The organism is Verrucomicrobiia bacterium (assembly GCA_019634625.1).
In the GTDB taxonomy this organism is placed as follows: domain Bacteria; phylum Verrucomicrobiota; class Verrucomicrobiia; order Limisphaerales; family CAIMTB01; genus CAIMTB01.
Window position 1 is genome coordinate 60,032 of the sequence record JAHCBA010000013.1, and the last position, 21,485, is coordinate 81,516.

11 protein-coding genes and 1 pseudogene are annotated in these 21,485 nt (G+C 69.1%); 4 read left to right on the top strand and 8 right to left on the bottom strand.

Annotated features, from left to right (window positions below; genetic code table 11):
* Position 1 precedes the first annotated feature (1 nt).
* The 8 genes and pseudogenes from KF833_10055 to KF833_10090 form a co-directional block, all read right to left on the bottom strand.
* Positions 2 to 754 carry a sugar transferase gene (locus tag KF833_10055; GenBank protein ID MBX3745640.1) on the bottom strand — a complete coding sequence of 251 codons (753 nt, stop codon included), beginning with the start codon at positions 752 to 754 and terminating at the stop codon, positions 2 to 4.
* A gap of 152 nt (positions 755 to 906) precedes the next feature.
* A complete protein-coding gene (locus KF833_10060; protein MBX3745641.1) occupies positions 907 to 1,332 on the bottom strand; it encodes an Hpt domain-containing protein in 426 nt (141 codons plus the stop codon).
* A gap of 56 nt (positions 1,333 to 1,388) precedes the next feature.
* Entirely contained in the window at positions 1,389 to 1,580 is a 192-nt protein-coding gene (locus KF833_10065) for a DUF1080 domain-containing protein (protein MBX3745642.1), read from the bottom strand.
* Positions 1,581 to 1,643: 63 nt separating this feature from the next.
* Positions 1,644 to 3,118 (bottom strand): annotated as a pseudogene (locus tag KF833_10070) (fumarate hydratase).
* A 113-nt stretch (positions 3,119 to 3,231) separates the two neighbouring features.
* Positions 3,232 to 4,656 (bottom strand): Asp-tRNA(Asn)/Glu-tRNA(Gln) amidotransferase subunit GatB, encoded by a 1,425-nt coding sequence (gene gatB, locus KF833_10075; GenBank protein ID MBX3745643.1) that lies wholly within the window; start codon positions 4,654 to 4,656, stop codon positions 3,232 to 3,234.
* Positions 4,657 to 4,887: 231 nt separating this feature from the next.
* The gene (locus KF833_10080) at positions 4,888 to 8,535 is read right to left on the bottom strand and encodes a UvrD-helicase domain-containing protein (GenBank protein MBX3745644.1); all 3,648 of its coding nucleotides are present in this window, start codon (positions 8,533 to 8,535) and stop codon (positions 4,888 to 4,890) included.
* A gap of 97 nt (positions 8,536 to 8,632) precedes the next feature.
* A complete protein-coding gene (locus KF833_10085) occupies positions 8,633 to 12,064 on the bottom strand; it encodes a PD-(D/E)XK nuclease family protein (protein MBX3745645.1) in 3,432 nt (1,143 codons plus the stop codon).
* 424 nt (positions 12,065 to 12,488) lie between these two features.
* A complete protein-coding gene (locus KF833_10090; protein MBX3745646.1) occupies positions 12,489 to 13,082 on the bottom strand; it encodes a transposase in 594 nt (197 codons plus the stop codon).
* A gap of 870 nt (positions 13,083 to 13,952) precedes the next feature.
* Here KF833_10090 and KF833_10095 point away from each other — a divergent pair.
* From KF833_10095 to KF833_10110, 4 genes are all read left to right on the top strand, one after another.
* Positions 13,953 to 14,711 (top strand): sigma-70 family RNA polymerase sigma factor, encoded by a 759-nt coding sequence (locus KF833_10095; GenBank protein ID MBX3745647.1) that lies wholly within the window; start codon positions 13,953 to 13,955, stop codon positions 14,709 to 14,711.
* Between the two features lie 30 nt (positions 14,712 to 14,741).
* The gene (locus KF833_10100) at positions 14,742 to 18,326 is read left to right on the top strand and encodes a protein kinase (GenBank protein MBX3745648.1); all 3,585 of its coding nucleotides are present in this window, start codon (positions 14,742 to 14,744) and stop codon (positions 18,324 to 18,326) included.
* A gap of 170 nt (positions 18,327 to 18,496) precedes the next feature.
* Positions 18,497 to 19,531: a hypothetical protein gene (locus tag KF833_10105; protein MBX3745649.1), complete on the top strand. Its 1,035-nt coding sequence runs from the start codon at positions 18,497 to 18,499 to the stop codon at positions 19,529 to 19,531.
* Positions 19,528 to 21,477 carry a hypothetical protein gene (locus KF833_10110; GenBank protein MBX3745650.1) on the top strand — a complete coding sequence of 650 codons (1,950 nt, stop codon included), beginning with the start codon at positions 19,528 to 19,530 and terminating at the stop codon, positions 21,475 to 21,477. The genes KF833_10105 and KF833_10110 overlap by 4 nt, the downstream gene beginning before the upstream one ends.
* The last annotated feature ends 8 nt before the right edge of the window (positions 21,478 to 21,485 follow it).

The following is a 21,485-nucleotide window of genomic DNA, read 5'->3' on the forward strand; positions in this document are numbered from 1 at the left end:
GTCAGGTGAGGCGGCCGAAGAGGATGGCCGGGATGGTTTTGGCGAGGATCCAGAGATCGCGGACGAGGGACTGGCTCTCGATGTAGCGGACATCGAGTTCGACCTGTTCTGGGAACTCGATGTGATGGCGGTGTCCGACTTCGAGGAGGCGGCCCTCGCGTTCGCCGATCTGCCAGAGGCAGGTCATGCCGGGTTTCACGAGGAGCCGGCGGCGGTCGGTCTGGGTGTAGAGGGAGACTTCGCGGGGCACCGGGGGGCGGGGGCCGACGAGGGACATGTCGCCGCGGAGGACGTTCCAGAACTGGGGGAGTTCGTCGAGGGAGGTGCGACGGAGCCAGTGGCCGATGCGGGTCACGCGGGGATCGTCGCGGATGAGGACGGTGACGCTGTCCTTGGAGCCGTGTTTGTCGAGGAGTTCCTTGAGGCGGGCTTCGGCGTCCACGACCATCGAGCGGAACTTGAGCATGCGGAACTCGCGGCCCATGAGGCCGACGCGGGTCTGGCGGAAGAACACCGGTCCGCCGTCCAGCTTGACCAGGATGGCGAGGACGGCGAGGAGGGGGGAGAAGAGGAGCAGGGCGACGACGCTGCCGGCGATATCCACCAGGCGTTTCAGGAAGAGGGTGCTGCGGACGACGGTGGTCCAGGCGAGGCGTTTCCAGCGGGCGTAGAGGCTGAGGCGGAAGCGGCCCCAGGGGCGCTGGGCCATCAGCAGGCGCTCCATCATGCGTTCACGGGTTTCGCCTTCGTTCATCGCGGTTCAAGCCTGGCTCCACGGCAGGTGTTGGCCACTGGCTCTACGCCGTATAACGGCAGGAACTCCGCGAACATGAAGGGCGCAGGCAGGATTCTCTCATGGCGCCCGAGAGGAAGGGCGGGGAGGCCGGACTGCGCACGAGGAATGCGCTAAGGGGACGCGCTACCTGCGGCGCGCCAAAGGGCTTCGAGTTCGGGCTGGATGCCCACGAATTCGGAGCGAACCCGGGCTGCGAGGGCGGGTTGTTCGTCGCGACGGAGGCTGGCGGCGCTCTCCTCGAGGGCACGCGCGGCATCCTCCAGTCCGAGGGCGCCGAAGAGGGCGGAGCTGCCTTTGAGGGAATGGGCGGCGAGGCGCAGGGCGGGCTGGTCAACTCCTGCTGCCAGGCGATCGAGTTCATCGAGTCGCTCCGGTGTGTCGATGAGGAAGGCGCCGAGGACCTCGGCGACGGCTTCGGGGCCCAGCTCGGATTCGAGGGTGGCGACGGCGGCGCGAAGGCTGGAGGCTGGCGAGGCATCCGCGCCAACGGGTTCGTGGCGATCACCATTGGAATCGGGCGCGGAGTGGGGATGCACGGTTGGGAGTCTAACGATCGCGTCGGGGCGTGGGCAGGGGAAAATGCGGGGGGGGATCAGGGAAGGAGCGGGAGGAGGTCCAAGCGGCGGAAGAAGACCTCGGAACCCTCGCATTGAAGGTGGATGCGGCCGCGGGCGGGCCAGACATTGCGGGCGGCGTTGACGGTCACGCCATTGAGATCGAACCGGAGCGTGTCGCCGCGCGCTTCGATCTCGAGGCGGCTCCAGCGATCCGGGGGACGTTCCACGTCGCGCGGGCCGCGGAAGTCGAGGAGGTCGCGCCAGCGCGGGTCCTTGTCGAAGCCGTCCGGTCAGTGGGTCTGGGCGGGCACATGCCGGGCCAGGGCTTCGGAGCTGGTTTGGAAGATTTCCTCGTGGAGGGAACGCCCGTGGGAATCGATGGTGACGACGGCGGGGAACTCGACGACATCGAGTTCCCAGATGGCCTCGGGGGAGCCGAACTTTTCGAGGAAGGAGACGCCGCGGACTTTACGGACGCATTCGGCGAGGACCTGGGCGGCGCCACCGACGGCATGGAAATAGACGCAGCCGTGTTCGCGGCAGGCGGCGAGGGTTTTGGGGCCCATGCCGCCCTTGCCGATGACCCCGCGGACGCCGTGGTCGCGGATGATCTGCCATTGGTAGGGTTCCTCGCGGGTGCTGGTGGTGGGGCCGGCGGCGACGACCTTCCAGTCGCCCGCGTCGTCACGGATGACCACCGGGCCGCAGTGGTAGAGGATGCCATCCCGCAGGCTGACCCCTTCCGGCAGGGCACCACCATCGTGGAGGTACTTGTGGACCGCGTCGCGTCCGGTGAAGACGACGCCGGAGAGGAGCACTTCGTCGCCGACCTTGAGGGAGCGGATGGTTTGTTCCGAGACGGGAGTGGTGATGGGGATCATGGGAATCAGTAGAGCCAGGAGAGGATGCCGCCGTTGGAATCGAGGGAAGCGCCCTGGCGCCGGTAGGCCCAGCACATGTAGCTGATGCTGACGAAGTAGGAGGCCGGGACGCGATTGACGGCGCAGATCTTGCAGCCAAGGAGGGTGGTGCGGCCGCCGAAGCCCATGGGGCCGATGCCGAGGTCGTTGGCGGTCTTGACGATTTCCTGCTCGAGGGCGGCGAGTTCGGGGACGGGATTGACGTCGTCGAGGCGGCGGAGGAACTGGGTTTTGGACCATTCGTAGCCGGTGGCGCGGTCGCCTCCGATGCAGACGCCGAGGATGCCGGGGCCGCAACCCTTGCCCTGGGCCTGGAGGATGGCGTCGAGGATGACGCGGCGGCAGCCGTTGAGATCGCGGTTGGCCTGGAGGGATTCCTCGGGGAGGGAGTACTGGGCGCCGACGTTTTCGCAGCCGCCGCCTTTGAGGACGAGGCGGACATCGAGGGATTCGTCGCGATGCTGATGGAAGTGGAGGGTGGGGGCACCGGGGCCGCAGTTGGTGCCGTCGTTCCTGCCGGTGAGGGCATCGACGGAGTTCTGGCGCAGGTAGCCCTTCCGGGTGGCCTGGCGGACGGCGTCGCGGGCGGTTTCGGCGAAGGCGACCTGATCGAGGCCAACCGGGGCATCGACGTAGAAGAGGACGCTGCCGGTATCCTGGCAGATGGGCTGGGACTTGTTGCGGGCGAGGGCGATGTTGCGCTCGATGATTTCCATGGCCGAGGCGGCGATGGTGCCCTTCTTCTCGATTTCGACGGAGCGGAGGATGGCCTGGTGGACGTCGTCGGGGATTTCGGCGGAGGTTCGGCGGATGATCTCGATCAGGGAGTCGAGGAGCGACTGCATGCGGGGACGCTAAGGGGCGGACCTGCGGTGTCAATGCATGGGGGAGGGGGGGCGGGATGCGAAGGGACTGAAGGGACCGATGGGACCGATGGGACTGATGGGGCCGATGGGATTCAGGGATTGAGTTTCCGTTCGAGGATGGGGCCGATGAGGGCGGGGTTGGCCTTGCCGCGGGTGAGTTTCATGACCTGGCCCTTGAGGAAATTGAGGGCGGCGGCCTTGCCCTGGCGGAAGTCGCTGGCGGGTCCGGGATGGGCGGCAATGGCCTGGTCGCAGGCGGCTTCGAGGGCGCTGGAATCGCTGACCTGGCGAAGGCCCTTGCGTTCGACGATCGTGGCGGGGGCCTCGCCGGAGGTGAACATCCCGGTGAAGACTTCCTGGGCGATCTTTGAATTGATCTCGCCGGAATCGACGAGGGCGACGAGATCGGCGATGGCGCGGGGTGGGAAGGGGACGGCTTCGAGGGGGGTGCCGGACTGGTTGAGGAGGGCGGCGAGGTTGTTGATGATCCAATTGGCGACGGCCTTGGGGTTGGCGGCACCGTCGGCGGCGCGTTCGAAAAAATCGCCGAGGGGCCGGTTGGCCTTGAAGACCTCGGCGTCGCCGGGCGGGAGGCCATGGAGCTGGATCAGGCGCTGTTTGCGGGCGAGGGGGAGTTCGACGAGGCGGGAGCGGACCTCGGCGAGCCAGGTTTCGGAGGGTTCGAGGGGGAGGAGGTCGGGGTCGGGGAGATAGCGGTAGTCGTGGGCGTGCTCCTTGGCGCGCATGGATTCGGTGACGGCGGCGACATCGTCCCAGCGGCGGGTTTCCTGGCGGAGGGATTCGCCGCGGCGGAGGGCATCGATCTGGCGTGGGATCTCGTACTCGAGGGCACGGCGGACACCCGAGAAGGTGTTCATGTTCTTGATCTCGATTTTGGCGCCGAGCTGGGAGGCTCCGCGGGGGCGGACGCTCACGTTGACGTCGCAGCGGACCATGCCTTTTTCCATGTCGCAGTCGCTGATGCCGCCCTGGACGAGGATTTCGACGAGGGCATTGAGGTAGGCCTGGGCGAGTTCCGGGCTGCGGAGGTCGGGTTCGGAAACGATTTCGAGGAGGGGGACGCCGGCGCGGTTGAAATCGACGCCGCTCTCCCGGTCGAAGTGGGTGTTCTTGGCGACATCCTCCTCGAGGTGGGCGCGGGTGATGCGGACTTTTTCGAGGCGGCCCTGATGTTCGAATTCGACGAAGCCGCGGCAGGTGGAGGGTTGGTCGTACTGGGTGATCTGGTAGTTCTTGGCGACGTCGGGATAGAAGTAGTTCTTGCGATCGAACTTGGCGCGGCGGGGGATCTCGCACTGGAGGAGGAGACCGGTGAGCACGGTGAGGCGGAGGGCCTCCTCGTTGGCGACGGGGAGGACGCCGGGGAGTCCGAGGCAGACGGGGCAGACGAGGGAGTTGGGTTCGGCGCCGAAGGCGTTGGGGCAGGCGCACCACATCTTCGAGCGGGTTTTGAGCTGCACGTGGGTTTCCAGGCCGATGACCGCTTCGTAGTCCATGTTGCGCGGGCCCGGTTTAAGCACGAATGCAGGGGAAAGGCACGGAGGAAGTCTTCCGCAATCGGCACCTGACGGTCCCGGGACATCCTTCAAGGACTCCGTTCACCGGAAGCGGCGCGACTCTCCCGCCGTTGCCGCGATCGACGGGTCGCCCTGATCCTTCCTGTCGATGCGTGGCTGGGGGGGGGAGCATTCATCCCGGGAGGCAGGCCGGGCCTGGGATGCTTTCTCTCAGGCGGGGAGGGCGGACCAGGTGTGTCGGGGGTGGAGAAAGTGGAGGACGCTGCGGGTCACGGGGCGGCGGTGAATGCGTTCGAGGGCGGTGGCGTAGAGCTGGAGCTGGTGGCGATGGTCGGCGGCGCGGGATTCGATTTCTTCGAGGGTGATGTGGTCGGTCTTGAAGTCCACGAGCCAGGTTTCCGTGGGGAGCAGGACGGCGAGATCGACGGCGCCCTGGACGACGATGAATTCGTCGGGGTCCGGCGGGGGTGTCGTCGCGAAGGCCGGGAGTTCGGAGGGGTGAAAGGCGGCGGTGAAGGGGAGTTCGCGACGGACCCGGAGGGCGTGGGTGCGGATTTCGGCGCCGAGCGGGGAACGCCAGAAGTGGGCGATGGCGGCGAGGTCGAGGTGGGGCAGGTCGGAGTCGCGCAGGATGCCGCGGGTCACGAGAGTCCGGGCGTGCTCGTGGAGGTGGGTGTCGGAGGGTTCCGGGGTGAGGTCGAGGTGCTGGAGGAAGAGGTGGTGGGCGGTGCCGATCCGGGTGGGGGAGCCGGGGGCGTCGTCGCGGGGGCGGGCGGCGGGGAAGGGGCGGTGCCGGGGCTTCACGGCCGGGGCGGCTTCGGCGTCGGGTTCGGGTCCGAGACGGCGCAGGGCGCTGGCGGAGGTCTTGGCGGGGATGAGGGAAGCCGGGTCTTTGGCCGGGGTGAGATCGAGGGACGGCATCCGGGCGGAGGCGTCGTCGGGTGGGAGGTCGGGATCTCCGGGGGAAGGGGAAGGCTCGCGGGGTTCGAGGGTGCCGGCGTGGAAGTGCCAGCGGAGCCGGGCGGTATCGGGCTCCTCACCGAAGGTGGCCTCGCCGGAGTCGATGGAGCCGTCGAGGGATCCGCCGAGCCAGAGACCGATCCATTCGGTGGCGCGAAGGGCGCGGGGGACGCCGGCGGCGGGAGGGAGGGAGGTGCGTTCGATCCAGGTGCGGCTTTCGGGTTTGCAGGCGCCGACGAGGATGAGGGTGTCGCGGGCGCGGGTGACGGCGACGTAGAGGAGGCGCAGTTCCTCGGCGAGACTGGCGGCGCGTTCCTCGCGGCGGGCGTGCCAGAGGACGAGGCTTTCGTGACGGCGCCGGGCGGGGAGGTCGACGAACTGAGGGGCGGGTCCGACGGTTCGGGAGAGGATGAGCGGGGCCTTCGAGGCGGGGAAATGGAACGGGGCGGAGAGGCCGGCGACGACGACGACGGGGAACTCGAGTCCCTTGCTTTTGTGGATGGACATCCACTGGACGGCGTCGGCCCGGCGCGGGGGCAGCGGATCGATTTCGCGTCCGGCATCGCGCTGATCGTCGAGGAAGCGGAGGAAACGGAAGAGGCCCTGACGCTGGAGGGGATCGTAGCGGCGGGCGAGATCGAGGTAACGACGGACATTGGCGACGCGGTCGGGGCCGTCGGGGAGGGTGAGGAGAAAGGCTTCGTAGCGGGTTTCGGCGAGGGCGGTTTCGAGGACGCAGGTGAGGGAACTCATGAGGGCGAGGCGCCGCCAGCGTTCGAGGGTTTGAAGGAAATCGCGGGCGGCCTGGCCGTGGGCGTTGCGCTGTTGGGCGGCGTGTTCGAGTCGTTCCCAGGCGTCGCCGTGGGCCCCGGCGAGGCGGAGTTGGACGAGTTGATCGAGGGACCAGCCGAACCAGGGGGACCGGAGGACGGCGAACAGGGGGATGTCCTGCCGGGGGTTGTCGAGCAGGCGAAGGAGGCTGGTAAGGTCGGAGGCTTCGAGGGTGTCGAGGAAGTCGCCCTGTTCGACGGACAGCGGGATGGCACGGCGGCGGAATTCGCGGAGGAAGGGGCCGGACCGTCCGGAGACCGAGCGGAGCAGGATCCCGACGTCGTTCCAGGTCATCGGACGGAAAGTGTGGGTGGTGCGATCCCAGACCTGGTGCTGGCCATCCATCAGTTCGCGGAGGCGGGCGGCGATGACGTGGGCCTGGCGTTCGAGTTCGAGGAGGTCCTCCCACGGATCGGCGCCTGAGTCATCGGCGCCGGTGTCGGCGCTGGCGGTGGCATTGGCGACTTCCCGAATGAGGTGGAGTTCGACGCGGCAATCGGGGTCGGGGGCGGCGCCCTGGGGGCCCTGGCCTTCGGGGGGGTGGAGGGAGAGGGGCGCGCGGCGATCGGGCAGGGCGAAGGCGAGACGATCGGCGGGGCCGTAGCCGACGTCGCCGAGGCGCGGTTGCATGAGGGTATCGAAGAGGGCGTTGACGAAGGCGACGATCCCGGCGCGGCTGCGAAAGTTCTCGGTGAGGGGCAGGACCTGGTGATGGGGGAGGGCGGGCCACTGGCGGAGGTGGCGTTGGAAGAGGTCTGGGGCGGCCATCCGGAAGCGGTAGATGCTCTGCTTGACGTCGCCGACCATGAAGAGGTTGGCGTGTTCGCCGTGGCGGGCGAGGGCCTGGAGGATGGCCTCCTGGGCGGGGTTGATGTCCTGGCATTCGTCCACGAAGACGTGTTCGAAGCGCTCGCGCCATTCGAGGGCGACGGGGGTGGGACGGCCTTCGGGGTCGGTGAGGAGTTCGAGGGCGAGTTGTTCGAGGTCGGCGAAGTCCACCCCGCCGAGCGCGCGCTTCGCGTCGGTGAAGGCCGTGGCGAACTGGCGGGCCAGGCGCAGCAGGGCGGACATCGGGGCCCGGGCGGCGGTCCATTCGACGTCCAGGGGATCGAGGCCGTCCGTGGGGCACCAGGTGCGGAGGAGGGCGACGTCTTCGAGGAAATCCTCCAGGCAGCCGCGGTGTTTCTTGGAGCCGCGGGCCCAGAGGGAATCGTCGGCGAAGGCGAGGAGGGCGTCGAGGCGCCGGGTCCAATCCGCGATCGTGGCGTCGTTGGGCAGGGGATCGAGGAGCGGGATCAGGGACGGGAGGAGGGTGGTGAGGTGGCGGAGCCCCTCGCCGGTTGGCGATTTGCCGGCGAAGTTCCTGTCCTGCTCGATGCCCTCGATCGTCAGGGGGATCTGGGTACGGACGGCGGGGGCCGACTCCAGCAACCAGGCGGTGAACATGGAGGGTCGGAGGGGGTTCCAGGCGTTGGGGGCGAGGGGTTCGAAGCGGTTGAGTTGGGCGTCGAGGCAGCGGGCGGCGCGGGGTTGGGCGACGAAGAAGCGGTGGGTTTCGAGGAGCAGATCGACGAGGGGATCGATGCGGGCCTGGCAGTAGTGGTCCGCCAGCGTGCGGGTGTCGGGGTCGTTGGCCAGGGCATCGAGGGCGAGGCGGCGGGCGGTCTGACGGGCGAGCGGGGTGGCGAGGGATTCGTCGAGGACGGCGACGGCGGGGTCGAGGTGAAGTTCGGCGAAGTGGGTGCGGATGAGATCGAGGCAGAAGGAGTGGAGGGTGGCGATGGGGGCGGCTTCGAGGAGGAGGAGCTGACGCTGGAGGGCTTCGGGGGCGTCGGGTTGGGTGGCGGCGTGGCGGAGGGCCTCGCGGAGACGCTGTTTCATCTCGGCGGCGGCGGCATTGGTGAAGGTGACGACGAGGAGGCGATCGATATCGACGCCGGCCTCGATCACGAGGCGGAGGCAGCGCTGGACGAGGGTGGCCGTCTTGCCGGTGCCGGCGCCGGCGGTGAGGAGGATGGCGCCACGGGCGTCGATGGCCTGGCGTTGCTGGGGGGTGGGCTGGCTCATGGGGAGAGAGGGGTGGGAAGATGGGGAACGGCCTCAGAGCAACGATCTGGAACCTCGAATCGCGGTTCGGAATTCGCCATTCGCCAGGGATACACCATCACGACCTCGGACCGGGGATTGGAGACTGGAGCGAGCGGAAGTCGCCGACGAGGGGTTCGAAGCGGCAGACGGAGCGGTAGGGACAGTGGTCGCAGGCGGATTTCTGGCGGCTGTAGCGGACCGGGAGGACGCCGACGGTTCCATCGAGGATGGCGGTGGCATGGCGTTGGAGGTGCGTCACGGTGTTGTCGAGGAGGGTTTGAAACTCCTCGGAGGGCAGGAAATGGGTTCGCTTGAACTGGTCGGATCCCGAGCCTCTGGGGGTTCCCGTGCCCGGGGAGGAATCGAAGTGGACCCTCCAGTCGGCGTTGCCGCGGCCGGCATGGGTGAGGGATTTGCGGAAGGACGCGAGGCGTTCGTCGTCGGGAGCGGTGCGGCCGGTGGCGCTGACCTTGGGGGCGAGCGGGACGTAGAAGGCGCCGCCGGCGGCGAGCGGGGCGGCGTGCGCGATGGTGGGCGGCAGGTCGGGCGAGGCGGCGGCGAAGGCAAGGTAGGCGAAGAGCTGGAGTTCGAAGCCGCGGGCCACGGCAGGCGCGGAGGGGCTGATGGCGGAGGACTTGTAGTCGAAGACCGCGACGAGGCAGGTGCCGTCGGGCGCCACGGCGACATCGAGGCGGTCGATGCTGCCCTGAAGGCGGAGGGTGCGGCTGCCGGGGAGTTCGATGGACCACGGGCCGGCCCGGCAATCCGGGGCGGAGCCGAAACGGAATTCGGCGAGGAGCGGATCGAAGGAACAGGTTTCCATCCAGCGGATCATCTGCCCGACGGCGTCGCCGAGCTGGTCGAGGCGCCGGTGGGTTTCCCAGGCGAGGGCGGGGTCGCGGGTGAAGGCGGCGAACTCGGGCGTGGCGGCGAGTTCGCGCCCGAGTTGACCGATGCGGGCGGCGGCCTCGTCGGGGCGCCAGTTCCGCCAGCGTCCCTTTTCCTCGAGGGTGGCCTGGTGGAAGCGGTGGAGGGTACGGTGAAGGAGGTTTCCGGAGCTGATGGGGTCGGTCTTGAACTCCGGACGTTCACCGAGGCGGAGCTGGCGGCGGGCGAAGTGGCGGAAGGGACATTCGGCGAAGTCCTCGAGGGCGCTGACCGAGGAGGTGAGGGTTCCGTCGGGGTGGAGGGCGACGACGGTTTCGGGGGCGAGGCGTCGTTCGGGTTCGCCGGAGGGAGGAAGGAGATGGTGGTGGAGATGGGCGACGTGGCGGGCGACCAGTTCGGCGGGGTGCCCGGGGGGAAGGTCGAGAGGGAGGGTGCGGAACCAGTCCGGGCACTCGAGCCATTCGGAGAGGGAACGGGCGTCGCCGGCGCAGGGGGTGCCTTCGAAGGCGCGGAGGCGTCCGTCGTATTCGAGGGTGGGATCGGGGTCGGGGGGTTGCTGGGGCGGCAGGCCGAGGAGGGCGAGGAGGCGTTCGGCGACGGAGGAGCGGACGGCGGGTTTGCCATCGAGGCCGCGGCGGGACCAGGTGACGCAGAGGCGTTCGGAGGGGCGGGTGCAGGCGATGTAGGCGAAGTACTGTTCGCGGGCCGCCTGTTGAAGGGGGGCCCAGCCGAGGTCGAGTCCGGCCTCGGCGAGGCGCAACCGGTCGGCGCGGTGAAGGAGGGCGGGGGCGGCCGGGGCGCCGGGGAAGACCCCCTCGTTGAGACCGAGGACGAGGGTCAGGCGGACATTGGGCTGGCGGGCCCGGTCCACGGCGCCGACGAGGACCTGGTCGAGGGCGGGAGGGATGATGCCGAGGGTGAGCCGGGACAGCCCGGCCTCGGCGATGGCGGTCCAGTCGCGCAACGGGAGTTCGGTGGTGGCGAAGGCGAGGGCGAGGTTGGAGCACCAGGACTGGATCTGTTCCCAGGCGGTGTGGTGGATGGCGCGGTAGAGGGGCGGGAGATCGGTGGCCTCGTGTTGCCAGCGATCGAGGGTTTCGGGGACTTCGAGACCGGCCCAGAGTTCCCGCAGGGCCTCGGCGAGGATGACGCCGGTCGGGGCGGGGGGGAGCGTATCGCGAAACCGGCGGAAGGCCCCGACCGGGGCTTCGAGGCAGCGGACGGCGTCCTCCGAGAGATGCGCCGCGGCGCGGTATTCGGAGGGACGGAGCCAGGCGTCGTCACGGAGTCCGTGGCGGAGGGCGGCATTTTCGAGTTGATCGACGAACCGGGGCGGATCGACGACGAGGCCGGACTTGAGGGCGGCGAGCCAGTCGTCGTGGGCCCATGCGCCGGCTGCCATGTGGAGGGCGGCGCGGGTGAGTTCGGCGACGGGATGATGGGACATCGGTTCGCGGTGATCGGCGAAAAAGGGGATGCCGTGGCGGCGGAAGGCGCGCTGGAGGACGTCCGCGTAGCCGTCCATGCGGCGGAGGATCACGCTGATGTCGCGGTAGCGGCCTCCTTCCTGGCGCACGTGCCGATGAATGAGGCGGACGGCGAGGAGGGCTTCGGCCTCGGGGTCGGCGCATTCGACGGGCAGGATGCCGGTGCGATCCTCCTCGGGTGGGCTGGGCGGGGCTTGGGGTCGGGTCCAGGCCGAGGCGAGGTGCGCGAGGATGGGGGTGTGGCGGAACCGCGGGGCCGGCGCCGGATCAGGGAGCGGGTGGAGGCGGGCGTTGAGGCCGAGCGCATCGACCTGGCGCCAGCAGCGGAGGAAGGTGGTGGCGGTGGTGGTCCAGAGGGAACCGGGAACGGGTTCCGGGATGGGTTCCCCCTGGGGCGGAGCGACGGGATGGTCGAGGCAGAAGGCGAGGGTGCCGTGGGCGCAGTGGGGCAGGACGGCGGCGAGGAGGTTCAACTCGGGGACGGTCATCTCGGCGAAGCCGTCGAGCCAGAGTCCGGCGAAGGCGGGGACGGCACTGCCGTTGCGGCGTGCCTGCACGAGGGCTTCCGCGGCATGGATGAGCAGGTGATCGGCGTCGTGGAGGTGGTGGACGGCGAGCCAGTTGCGGTAGGCCTCGATCAGCAGGGCCAGGTCATGGAGTTTGGCGGCGAGGGAGGTCTGGCCGGGTGTGGATGGCTCGGCGGGGATGGCGTCGCGGAGTCGGGCCGGGCCGGCGCCGGCGCGGTGCAGTTCGCGCAGGACCTGACTGAGCTGGGAGGCGAAGCCGGCGGTGCGGGCGCAGGTGCGGAAGGCGCGCAGATCGGCTTCCCGTTCCAGGATGAGGGCACGGAGGACCATGGTGCGGCCCTCTTCGGAAAGGGTGTCGCCGGTGGGTTGTCCGAGTTCGGCGAGGAGCCAGCGGGCGAGTCGATCGAAGGGGAGGATCAGCAGGCGGGTGAAGCCGTGGACACCGAGGCCGAGGATCTGGCGTTCGAGTTGGAAGGTGGACTGCTTGGGTGCGATGCAGAGCAGGGGCGGGCCCTCGGGATCCGCGTCGAGAGCGGCACGGATCTGTTCGAGGCAGGTGTGGGTCTTGCCGCTGCCGGCCGGGCCGATGAGGAACTCGATGTCCATGGGAGTGGGCGGACTCGGGGCGGGAAAGGCGGATCTCAGGGGCGATCGTTCAGGAGTGCCGGGTTGGACCTGCCGCGTTGCGCCGGATGTCCTGGAGGCAGTGATCTCGTGGGGGTCGAACGCCTGGTCCCAGGTCGAGGCCCGTGCATGGCAGGAAGTCTGAGGAGACCCACACGGATCGGCAAGGAATTGAGGCGCACCGACGGCGCCGCGTCGCCCGGGAGGAGGCTGGCGAGGGCGGCGAAGGTGGAAACGTAAGAAGGCAGGGTGGAGGTGAGGTTCGACTCGCCGGTCCGGATCACGGGGGAATCCAAAGCGGCGCGGAGCGCCGCACTCCAAGACTTCGCCCTATCCACTGCTACCGCCCTTGGAGCTCCTGCGACGTGCCAATCCAAAGCGGCGCGGAGCGCCGCACTCCAAAGAGTCAGAAATCGTCCAGCACCTTCACGTGATCCGTCTTGAAGGCATAGATCGTCCGCACCATCGCCGGTTCCGCCTCGCGCTCGAACCACGCGGCGCTGCACCAGCGATACTGGTTCGCCACTGCGACGAGACCGTGCTTCACGGCGTTTTGATGCACATAGTTCAGCCGCGCGAAGTAGCTCTTCTCGAAGGTCAGCCGCGTCTCCCAGAAGTTGTGCCACACCTTCCGCCCTCTCGAGTCGTCCAGCCTGTTCACCCACGCTGCGCTGTTCTGGTGCAGGTCGGCCAGAAATACCGTCAGCGACGCCGCCCCGTCCTCGGCCCCCACCGGCGAGTGCCCGACGAAGTGGTAATGATTCGGGAACACCGCCCACGCCTCGAGCCGCCAGTCGTGACGCGCCGCATACCTCAGCAGCCCGTCATGCAGTCCCTTCAAGCGCTCTTCCCCCGCAAAGAAGCGCGTCTTCCGGTAAGTCCCCGCCGTCACGATAAACGTCCCACCCTCGGCGAGCCGGTGGGAGGGAGCATGCGGCCAATTTGGAGTGCGGTGCTCCGCACCGCTTTGGGTTTCGGGCGGGAGGTTGTCCGGGTTCATGGCGGACGGCTTACCCCAGGTCACTTCTTGCGCCAATCCAAAGCGGCGCGGAGCGCCGCACTCCAAGACTTCACCCTGGCCACTGCCACTGCTCCTGCAGTACTTGCGGTGGGCCAATCCAAAGTGGCCGGTGGGAGGGAGGATGCGGCCAATTTGGAGTGCGGTGCTCCGCACCGCTTTGGGTTTCGGGCGGGAGGTTGTCCGGGTTCATGGCGAACGGCTTACCCCGGGTCACTTCTCGCGCCAATCCAAAGCGGCGCGGAGCGCCGCACTCCAAACTTCACCCTATCCATTGCTACCGCCCGTGCAGTGCTTGCGGTGGGCCAATCCAAAGTGGCCGGTGGGAGGGAGGATGCGGCCAATTTGGAGTGCGGTGCTCCGCACCGCTTTGGGTTTCGGGCGGGAGGTTGTCCGGGTTCATGGCGGACGGCTTACCCCGGGTCACTTCTTGCGCCAATCCAAAGCGGCGCGGAGCGCCGCACTCCAAGACTTCACCCTGGCCACTGCCACTGCTCCTGCAGTACTTGCGGTGGACCAATCCAAAGTGGCCGGTGGGAGGGAGGATGCGGCCAATCTGGAGTGCGGTGCTCCGCACCGCTTTGGGTTTCGGGCGGGAGATTGTCCGGGTTCATGGCGGACGGCTTACCCCAGGTCACTGCTCGCGCTAATCCAAAGCGGCGCGGAGCGCCGCACTCCAAAACTTTACCCTGGCCACTGCTGCTGCCCTTGCAGCTTCCGCGACGTTCCAATCCAAAGGATGTCCCAGCTCCCGCATGACTGGATGGCCTTGCGGCGGGGGGGGGCTGGCCGGGCCGATACCCAGAGGACAGGTGACAAGGCGTAGGCCGTTCATTAGAAGAGGCGGGACGCATGCCAGTCCGGACTTCAGCGATTCGTGGTGTTGGAGAGGAGCGGTCCGCCGCATTTCGCACAACGCTTTGGAGCGAGGTGCTGGCGGCGCGGGATGCGGTGGTTTCGCCGGTGGGGGAGCAGGCGCTGGCGACGTTGTGCAGCACGTACTGGTACCCGTTGTACGCGTATGCCCGGGGCTGCGGGTTTTCGCCGGAGGACTCGCAGGATCTGACGCAGGGTTTCTTTTCGCACTGGATGGAGGATGGGTTGCTGGGGGGGATCGACCGGGAGCGCGGGCGGTTTCGCTGGTTCCTGCTGAGGTCGTTCCAGAACGCCCTGCGCAATGAGCTGGAGCGGATGCGCGCGCTGAAGCGCGGCGGGGGGCGGCGGCTGGTGTCGTGGGATGCCCTGGAGGGGGAGCAACGGTATCAGGCGGAGCCCGTGGATCACACGAGTCCGGATGTGATGTACGACCGGCGGTGGGCGCGGGCGACGCTGGGACGGGCGCTCGACCGGCTGGGTATCGAGTTCGCTGCGGCGGGGCGCGGTGAGTTGTTCGTGGCCTTGAAGGGCTATCTGGGAGCGTCGGGGGCGGGGTCTTCGTATGGCGAGGTGGCAACCCGGCTGGGGATTTCGATGGGGGCGGTCAAGGTGACCGTGCACCGCCTGCGGCAGCGGTACCGGGACCTGGTCCGTCAGGAGGTGGCTCAGACGCTTGCCGATCCCGCCGAGGTGGAGGATGAGCTCCGGCATCTCGCAACCTTGCTCGCCCGCTAGGAGAAGGGGGGAAATGGATGGGGTGAAGCCATGGCCAATGTTCCGTCAATCGAGCCGGGCGGGCGGCCGTCCCCGGAGCCGTGCCCGGTCTGCGGCGCGGCGCGGGAGGGGTCCAGCCTGGACGGGGTCTGCGAGAGCTGCCTGGCCCGTGCCTTGATGGACGAGGAAGGTTGGGAGCAGGCGGATCATCTTAGGGCATCCGTGGGGGAACCGGAACGCGGCGGGGTGCCGTTGCGGATTGGGGAATACGATCTGGAGGAGGAAGTGGCGCACGGGGGCATGGGGGTGGTTTATCGCGCGCGGCAGCGGAACCTGGGGCGGGTGGTGGCGGTCAAGCTGTTGCTTCTGGGGCGATTTGCCGGCTCGGATCAGGTCCAGCGGTTCATGCGGGAGGCGTCGGCCGCGGCGCGGTTGTGTCATCCGAACATCGTGCGGATCCACGAGGTCGGGGAGGAGGGGGGCCAGCACTTCTACTCGATGGATTACATCGAGGGCCAGACGCTGTCCGAACTGGTGCGGGACGGTCCGGTGGCGGTGGAGCGGGCGGTGCGGCTGAGCCAGGTGCTGGCCGGGGCGGTGCAGTACGCGCATGAGCAGGGGGTTCTTCATCGGGATTTGAAGCCGTCGAACGTGCTGCTGGATGCCGGGGGGGAACCGCACATTGCGGATTTTGGGCTGGCCAAGCGGATGGGTGCGGAGGGGCAGGCCCTGACCGTGACGGGGGAGGTCATGGGGTCGCCCTGTTACGCCTCGCCCGAGCAGGCGGGAGGGCGGCATCGGGAGTTGGGTGTGGGGACGGATGTGTACGGGTTGGGGGTGATCCTGTACGAGCTGTTGACGGGGCGCCCGCCGTTTTGGGGGAGCAGCGTTGGGGAGACGCTGAGGCAGATCGGGGAGCGGGAGCCGGTGGCGCCGCGGTGGCTTCATCCGGCGGTGCCGGCGGATCTGGAGGCGATCGTGCTCAAGTGCCTGGAGAAATCCCCGGGCCGCCGTTATGCCAGCGCCCGGGCGTTTGGGGAGGATCTGGATCGGTTTGCGCGCGGTGTTCCGACGGTGGCGAGGCCGGCGGGGGCGATGGGAAGGGCGGTGCGCTGGGTGCGCCGGAGTCCCGTGGCGGCGATGGTGCTGCTGTTGCTGGGCACGATGGCCCTGGGCGGGGGTTGGTTGAGTTGGAGAACCCTTCTGGCCCAACGCGAGACCGAGGCGGTGAATGCGCGACTGGCTTCCGAGCTGCGGCGACACGAATGGCGGGCGGCGGAGGATTTCATCGCCGCGGGGCGTGTGGCGGACGGGATGTCGCGGTTCGCGTTGCTGCTGCGGGAGCGTCCGGACGATCCGGTGCTGGCCTCGCGGCTGGTGTCCTTGCTGGAGCATCGGGCGCTGGCGTGGCCTGAGGGGGAGCCGTTGCGCCATGGGGGGGCGGTGACCTGGGTGGAGTTTCATCCGGAGGGGAGCCGGGTGTTGACGGCATCGGTGGATGGGCGGGCCAGGTTGTGGAGCATTGCGGATGGGGTGGTGACCCGGACGTTCGAGGCCGGGGGGCCGTTGGAGAGCGCGGCATTTGGCCAGGGTGGCGAACGGGTGTTGACGGTGCGCGCGGGCGGGCCTGCTGCGCTGTGGGGGGTGGCGGAGGGAACGATGATTCGGGAGGAGGGTCCGTGGCCGGGCCAACCCACGCTGGCGCAGTTCGATCCGGAGGGGGGCCGGGTGGTGTGGACGTGCGGCAGCGGGCGCCTCGGGGTGGTGGTTGCGGCGGACGGGCAATCGGAGGGGGAGGTGCTGGTGGTGGGCCAACGCATCCGGGCGCTGGATGTGGGTCGGGACGCGTGGCGGGTGGCGACCGGGACCGAGGCGGGGGAAGTCGCTGTGTGGACGCGACAGGAGCGGGGCTGGGGGGTGCGGCGGGTTCATATGGGCGGGCCGATCACGGCGCTGGGCCTGTCGCCGCAGGGGGACCGGCTTCTGGCGGGGACGGGGAACGGGACGGTGGCGTTGTACGATGCGCACGATCCGGGCGAACCGTTGATGCACGAGCCGTTTCGGGAGGAGGTGGTGGGCTTGCGCTGGTCGGCGGACGGGAGGCGGGCCCTGGTGCTGCGGTTTGGGGAACCGCCCCAGCTTTGGGAGATGGAGCCGCGACGGGTGGGCGGGCGGTTTGGCGTGATGGAGACCGAGGTGGTGCTGGACGTCGGCTGGCATCCGGATGGACGGCACGCGGTGGTCGCCTACCGGGGCGGGCTGGCGCGGGTCTTCGACGTGGACCGGATGGTGCCGGTGGTGGAGCCGTTTGAACATCAGGGGCCGGTGGTCCGGGCGGTGGTGGATGGGGAAGGGATGCGCGTGGCGACGGCTTCGCAGGATGGCACGGCGCGGGTCTGGGATGTGCGGCGGCGGGACCGGATGCCGTCCTCGACGCGGTTGCCCGGCAAAGCCGGAAGGGACTTGAGGATGCGGGGAGGGGCGGGCCTGGTGGTGGCCACCGAGGGGAGGACGGTGCAGGTCTATGATGTGGTTGGAGAGGCACGGGTGGGGCCGGCGGTGCAGCTTGGGTCTCCGGTCACGGTGGCGGTCCTGTCACCGGACACCTCCCGGGTCGCTGCCGGCGGGAGAGGGGTGTGCGTGTGGGAGGTTGCCACGGGGCGGCTGCTGGCGGGTCCGATGGGAACGGAGTACGAGACGGAGGATCTGGCGTGGTCGCCCGATGGGCGGAGGTTGTGGAGCGGGGCGAGGGAAGGTGTGGTGAGGGCATGGGACATTGGGGAAGGGGGGCGGTTGGAGAGGGAGTTTCAGGTTCCGGCGCGGATCCACCACATTCAGCTCAGTGCGACCGGGTCGCGTCTCGCTCTTCTGTGCGGTGACGGGATGGTTCGTGGGTTCAGCGTTTCCGAGGCCGGGTCGGCCGGGGTGGAATTGAGGCATCTCGGCCGGGTTCGGACCGCGGAGTTCTCGCGCGACGAGCGGAGGGTGTTGACTGCGTCGGTGGATCGAACGGCGCGGATCTGGGATTTTGAAACTGGCCTGCCGCTGGATCCCGTGCTGCGCCATGAGGGCGCGGTGCTGGTGGCGCGGTTCAGTCCGGACGAAAGGGTGGTGGCGACGGGAGGGGAGGATCGCACGGTGCGGCTTTGGGATGCGGAGACAGGACGGGCGCTGGCGCCGCCGATGCGGCATCCGGACCGGGTCTGGGTGGTGGAGTTCAGCGGGGACGGACGGCGGTTGCTGACGGTGGCGGACCGGGACGAAGCCCGGATTTGGGATGTGGCGAGCGGACTGCCGCTCACCGAGCCGATGTTTCACGGGGACAGGATGCTGCGGGGTTGGTTTCTGCCCGGGGATGCGGACGTGGTGACCCTCACGCACAGGGCGATCCTGACGCGGTGGAGATTCGAGGAACCGGCGACGCCGGCGCCGGCGTGGCTGCCCGAGTTGGTGGAGGCGCTGGCCGGCCGGCGACTGCACCGGAACGGTTGGGTGGAGGAGGCCCCGGTCGAGGTGCTGCGCCGGTTGCAGGCGGGGGTCCTCAGGGGCGAGGGGCAGGAGGATTTTTTTTCCCGCTGGGTGCGGCGCTACCTGGCCCGGTACGAGGTGGGGAGGGATCTGGCGGAAAGCCGGTGAGCCCGAAACTTTTTTCGTAACCCCGGGCGACGGTTCCTGTATGGGCCGTCGTGAACACCCATGAGCCTTGTCACCGGGCGGACCGGCGCGGGCCCGACGTTGTCTCCTGGCCGCGGGCGGAGGCCTTGCGCCGGAGGCCGCCGCCGGGGCCGGGCGCCGGATCGCGGGGAATGGGATGGGGACTGGGATGGAGACTGATGTGCGGGTTGGCGGTGTGTCTGGCCTGGGGACGGGTGGAGGCTGCGGAGCCGGGCCTGCCTGTGCGGGAGCAGATCCTGGAACTGCAGGAGGGTTGGAACGCGATTTTTCTGGAGGTGGAGCCGGCGGATCCGGATCCGGGGCGGGTCTTTGGGGAATTGCCGGTGGACATTGTGGCGTCGTTTTACGCGCGGGTGGCGTCGGCGCAGTTCGTGACCGATCCCGGGGCCAACCTGTTCCGGCGGGCGGGATGGGGGGTGTGGTATGCGGACGATCGTCCGGATGCCTTTCTGGGGACGCTGCACGCCATCCACGGGCAACGGGCGTACCTGATTCATGCGACTGCGGCGTTCACGTGGAGGATCCAGGGCGAGGTTGTGGCGGAGGATGTGGTCTGGCAGTCGCGGGCGTTCAACCTGGTGGGATTTTCGGTGAGGCCCACCGGGGCGCCGACCTTCGCGGAGTTCTTCGCGGGGTCGCGGGCGCATCGGCACAACCGCATCTATCGACTGGCCCAGGGGAGCTGGCGGCGGGTGACGGATCCGGCGTCGGAAACGCTGCGATCGGGCGAGGCGTTCTGGATCTATTGTGATGGGGTCTCGACCTATCAGGGGCCCTTGCGGGTGGGCACGCGGCTGCAGCGGAGTTTGATTCTGGGCACGGGAACGGCGGCGTTGACGCTCCGCAACGAGACGCGGCATCCGGTGGCGCCGACGCTGGAGTTGATTGCCGGCGCGGACGAGGCGGTGCCGTTGTCGCTGGTGATCCAGGCGGTGGGAGACGGCGAGAACCTGGTGCGGCGGGTGGCGGCGCCGCTGCCGTCGGGGCCGTGGGTTCAGGAGTTGCCGGCCCTGGATGCGGGCCGGGCGGTGCGGGTGCCGTTCGAGGTGCGGCGCGAAGCCATGGGCGCGCGGCGGCAGACGTCGGTCCTCAAGATCTCCACGGACATGGGGACGGAGCACTGGCTTCCGGTGATCAGTGTGCGCGACGACTTGGAGGAACGATGAACCGACCCAACCGACCCCTTCGACCCATCTTTTCCGGTCCGGGACCGGGTCGTGCGTGCCGTGGAGCCGGTCGCGCGGTCCTGGTCCTGCTTGGCGGCGCTCTGATGCTGGCGCCAGGGGTGGCGTTGGGGGCGGCGGACCCGTATCGCGGGCTCTGGGTGGGGCAAGTCACGCTGGGGTATGTGAACGAGGTGCCGGTGCCGCTGGATGAGAACAACGTCCCGGTGGCTCCGGACCCGAACGTGGCCACCCCGACGTCGGACCAGGCGCATCTGCGGCTCATCCTTCACGTCAACGCCGCCGGGCAGGTTCATTTGTTGAAGGATGTGGCGGTGCTGGTGCGCGAGGGCGGGGGAGCGCGCAACGGGACGCAGCCGGTGAACCTGCAGCGGAACCCGGACGTACTGACCTACCGGGGCTCGATGCTGACGCGCGAGAGCGACCTTGCGCTGGTGACCGACGAACGGCTGTACCCGGAGTTTCCTCCGCAGCCCGCCATGCGGCTGGGATCGGCGGCGTATGACTTTGGCGACGGCTACGCGACCGAGGCGGTGCATGCCGTGATCGAGGCAACAGCGGGGTCCGTGGTCGATGCGGTGCTGGCGGGGGGCGACGAAGCGGCGGCCCGGACCGCGGGTGTGACGGCGTCGGCACCGGTGGCGGACCGGGCCGATGTGGCGGCCGCGTTCGGGCAGTTCCTGTCCACCCACCTGACCCGGAGTGCGGTGAACGTTCTTGCCGGACCGGATCCGGCGGCCTCCGCGGCGGCGGCAGCCCTCCGGGTTCATGCGGAAACGCTGCGGGACCGGTCCTTCTATGGGGATTCGCGCGGGGTGGCGATGCTGGACGCGATTGTGGCGGCGGTGGCTGCCGCGGGGGCAGACGGCGCGACGCGCACGAACAGCGCGCAGAATGTGGCGGCGAGCTTCGCGGACTTGAAGGGGGAGTACCCGCGATTTCTGGCGGGCAAGGTGTTTGGGGACATGATCGCCGGCGCGGCGCAGGCCGCGGGCACGGCGGCGGTGGCACCGGCGGCGACCGTGGCCAGCCTTCGCACGGCGATCCAGGGCAACCTGCTGGTGCGCGCGGCCCGGGACAGGGCGCTGGAACTCGACACGCTGAGTGCGTACGCGGACACGCGGGCGAGGGGGGCGGTCGAGGTGGTGTTGGCGGCCGTGGAAGCGTCTGCGGCGGGCGGACTGCCGGCGGAACCGGGGATGGCAGGCGCGATTGCGTTGGCGGCGGAGCAGGCGGGTCGGAGCGCGCTGAGTGCGGACGTGGGCCGGTACCGTTCACCCTCCGAGGCGCCGACGCTGGACTACGGCACGTTTGTGGGATCGTCGGTGTTTCGGAACAGCCCTGCGGTGGCGGCGGAAGCTGCGGCGCGGGCGGTGATCCTGAAGCGGGCGGAGGATCCGCTGCTTTCGGCGGACCTGTTGCGGCGCGTGGCTGTGGACGCGGCGACCGATGCGCTGCGCGCGTCCGGCACGGATGCCCTTGGGGCGGCGGCGCGGGCGATGCGGCGGGAGTTGCCGATGGCGGACCGTGGGAACGGCTGGGTGGGTGGCTTTGGTTCGGGCCTGGGGGATGCCCGGCTGACGCACGCCATCCAACAGGACAACCAGGCGCCGTTGGGCGCGCCGGCGCTGACCGGCACCGCCTTCCTTCCGGCGACCCATCCGACCAATCCGTTCCGTCATTTTCGTCATCCGGACCACCGGGTGGGATTCGATATCACGCGCCGGATCCGGCTCGATTTTGACGAGGGGCCGGCGGACGGCCTGGAGCGTGCCGGATTTGGAGTGGACCGGATCACGGGGGTGTACCGGGAGGAGATCTTCGGATTGCACAAGCCCCTGGGACCGGATCGCGACATTGGCCTGAAGGTGGAGGGCCGATTCGAGTTGAACCGGATTGCCCTGATCGACGCGTTGAATGCCCGTTAACCGCGCCC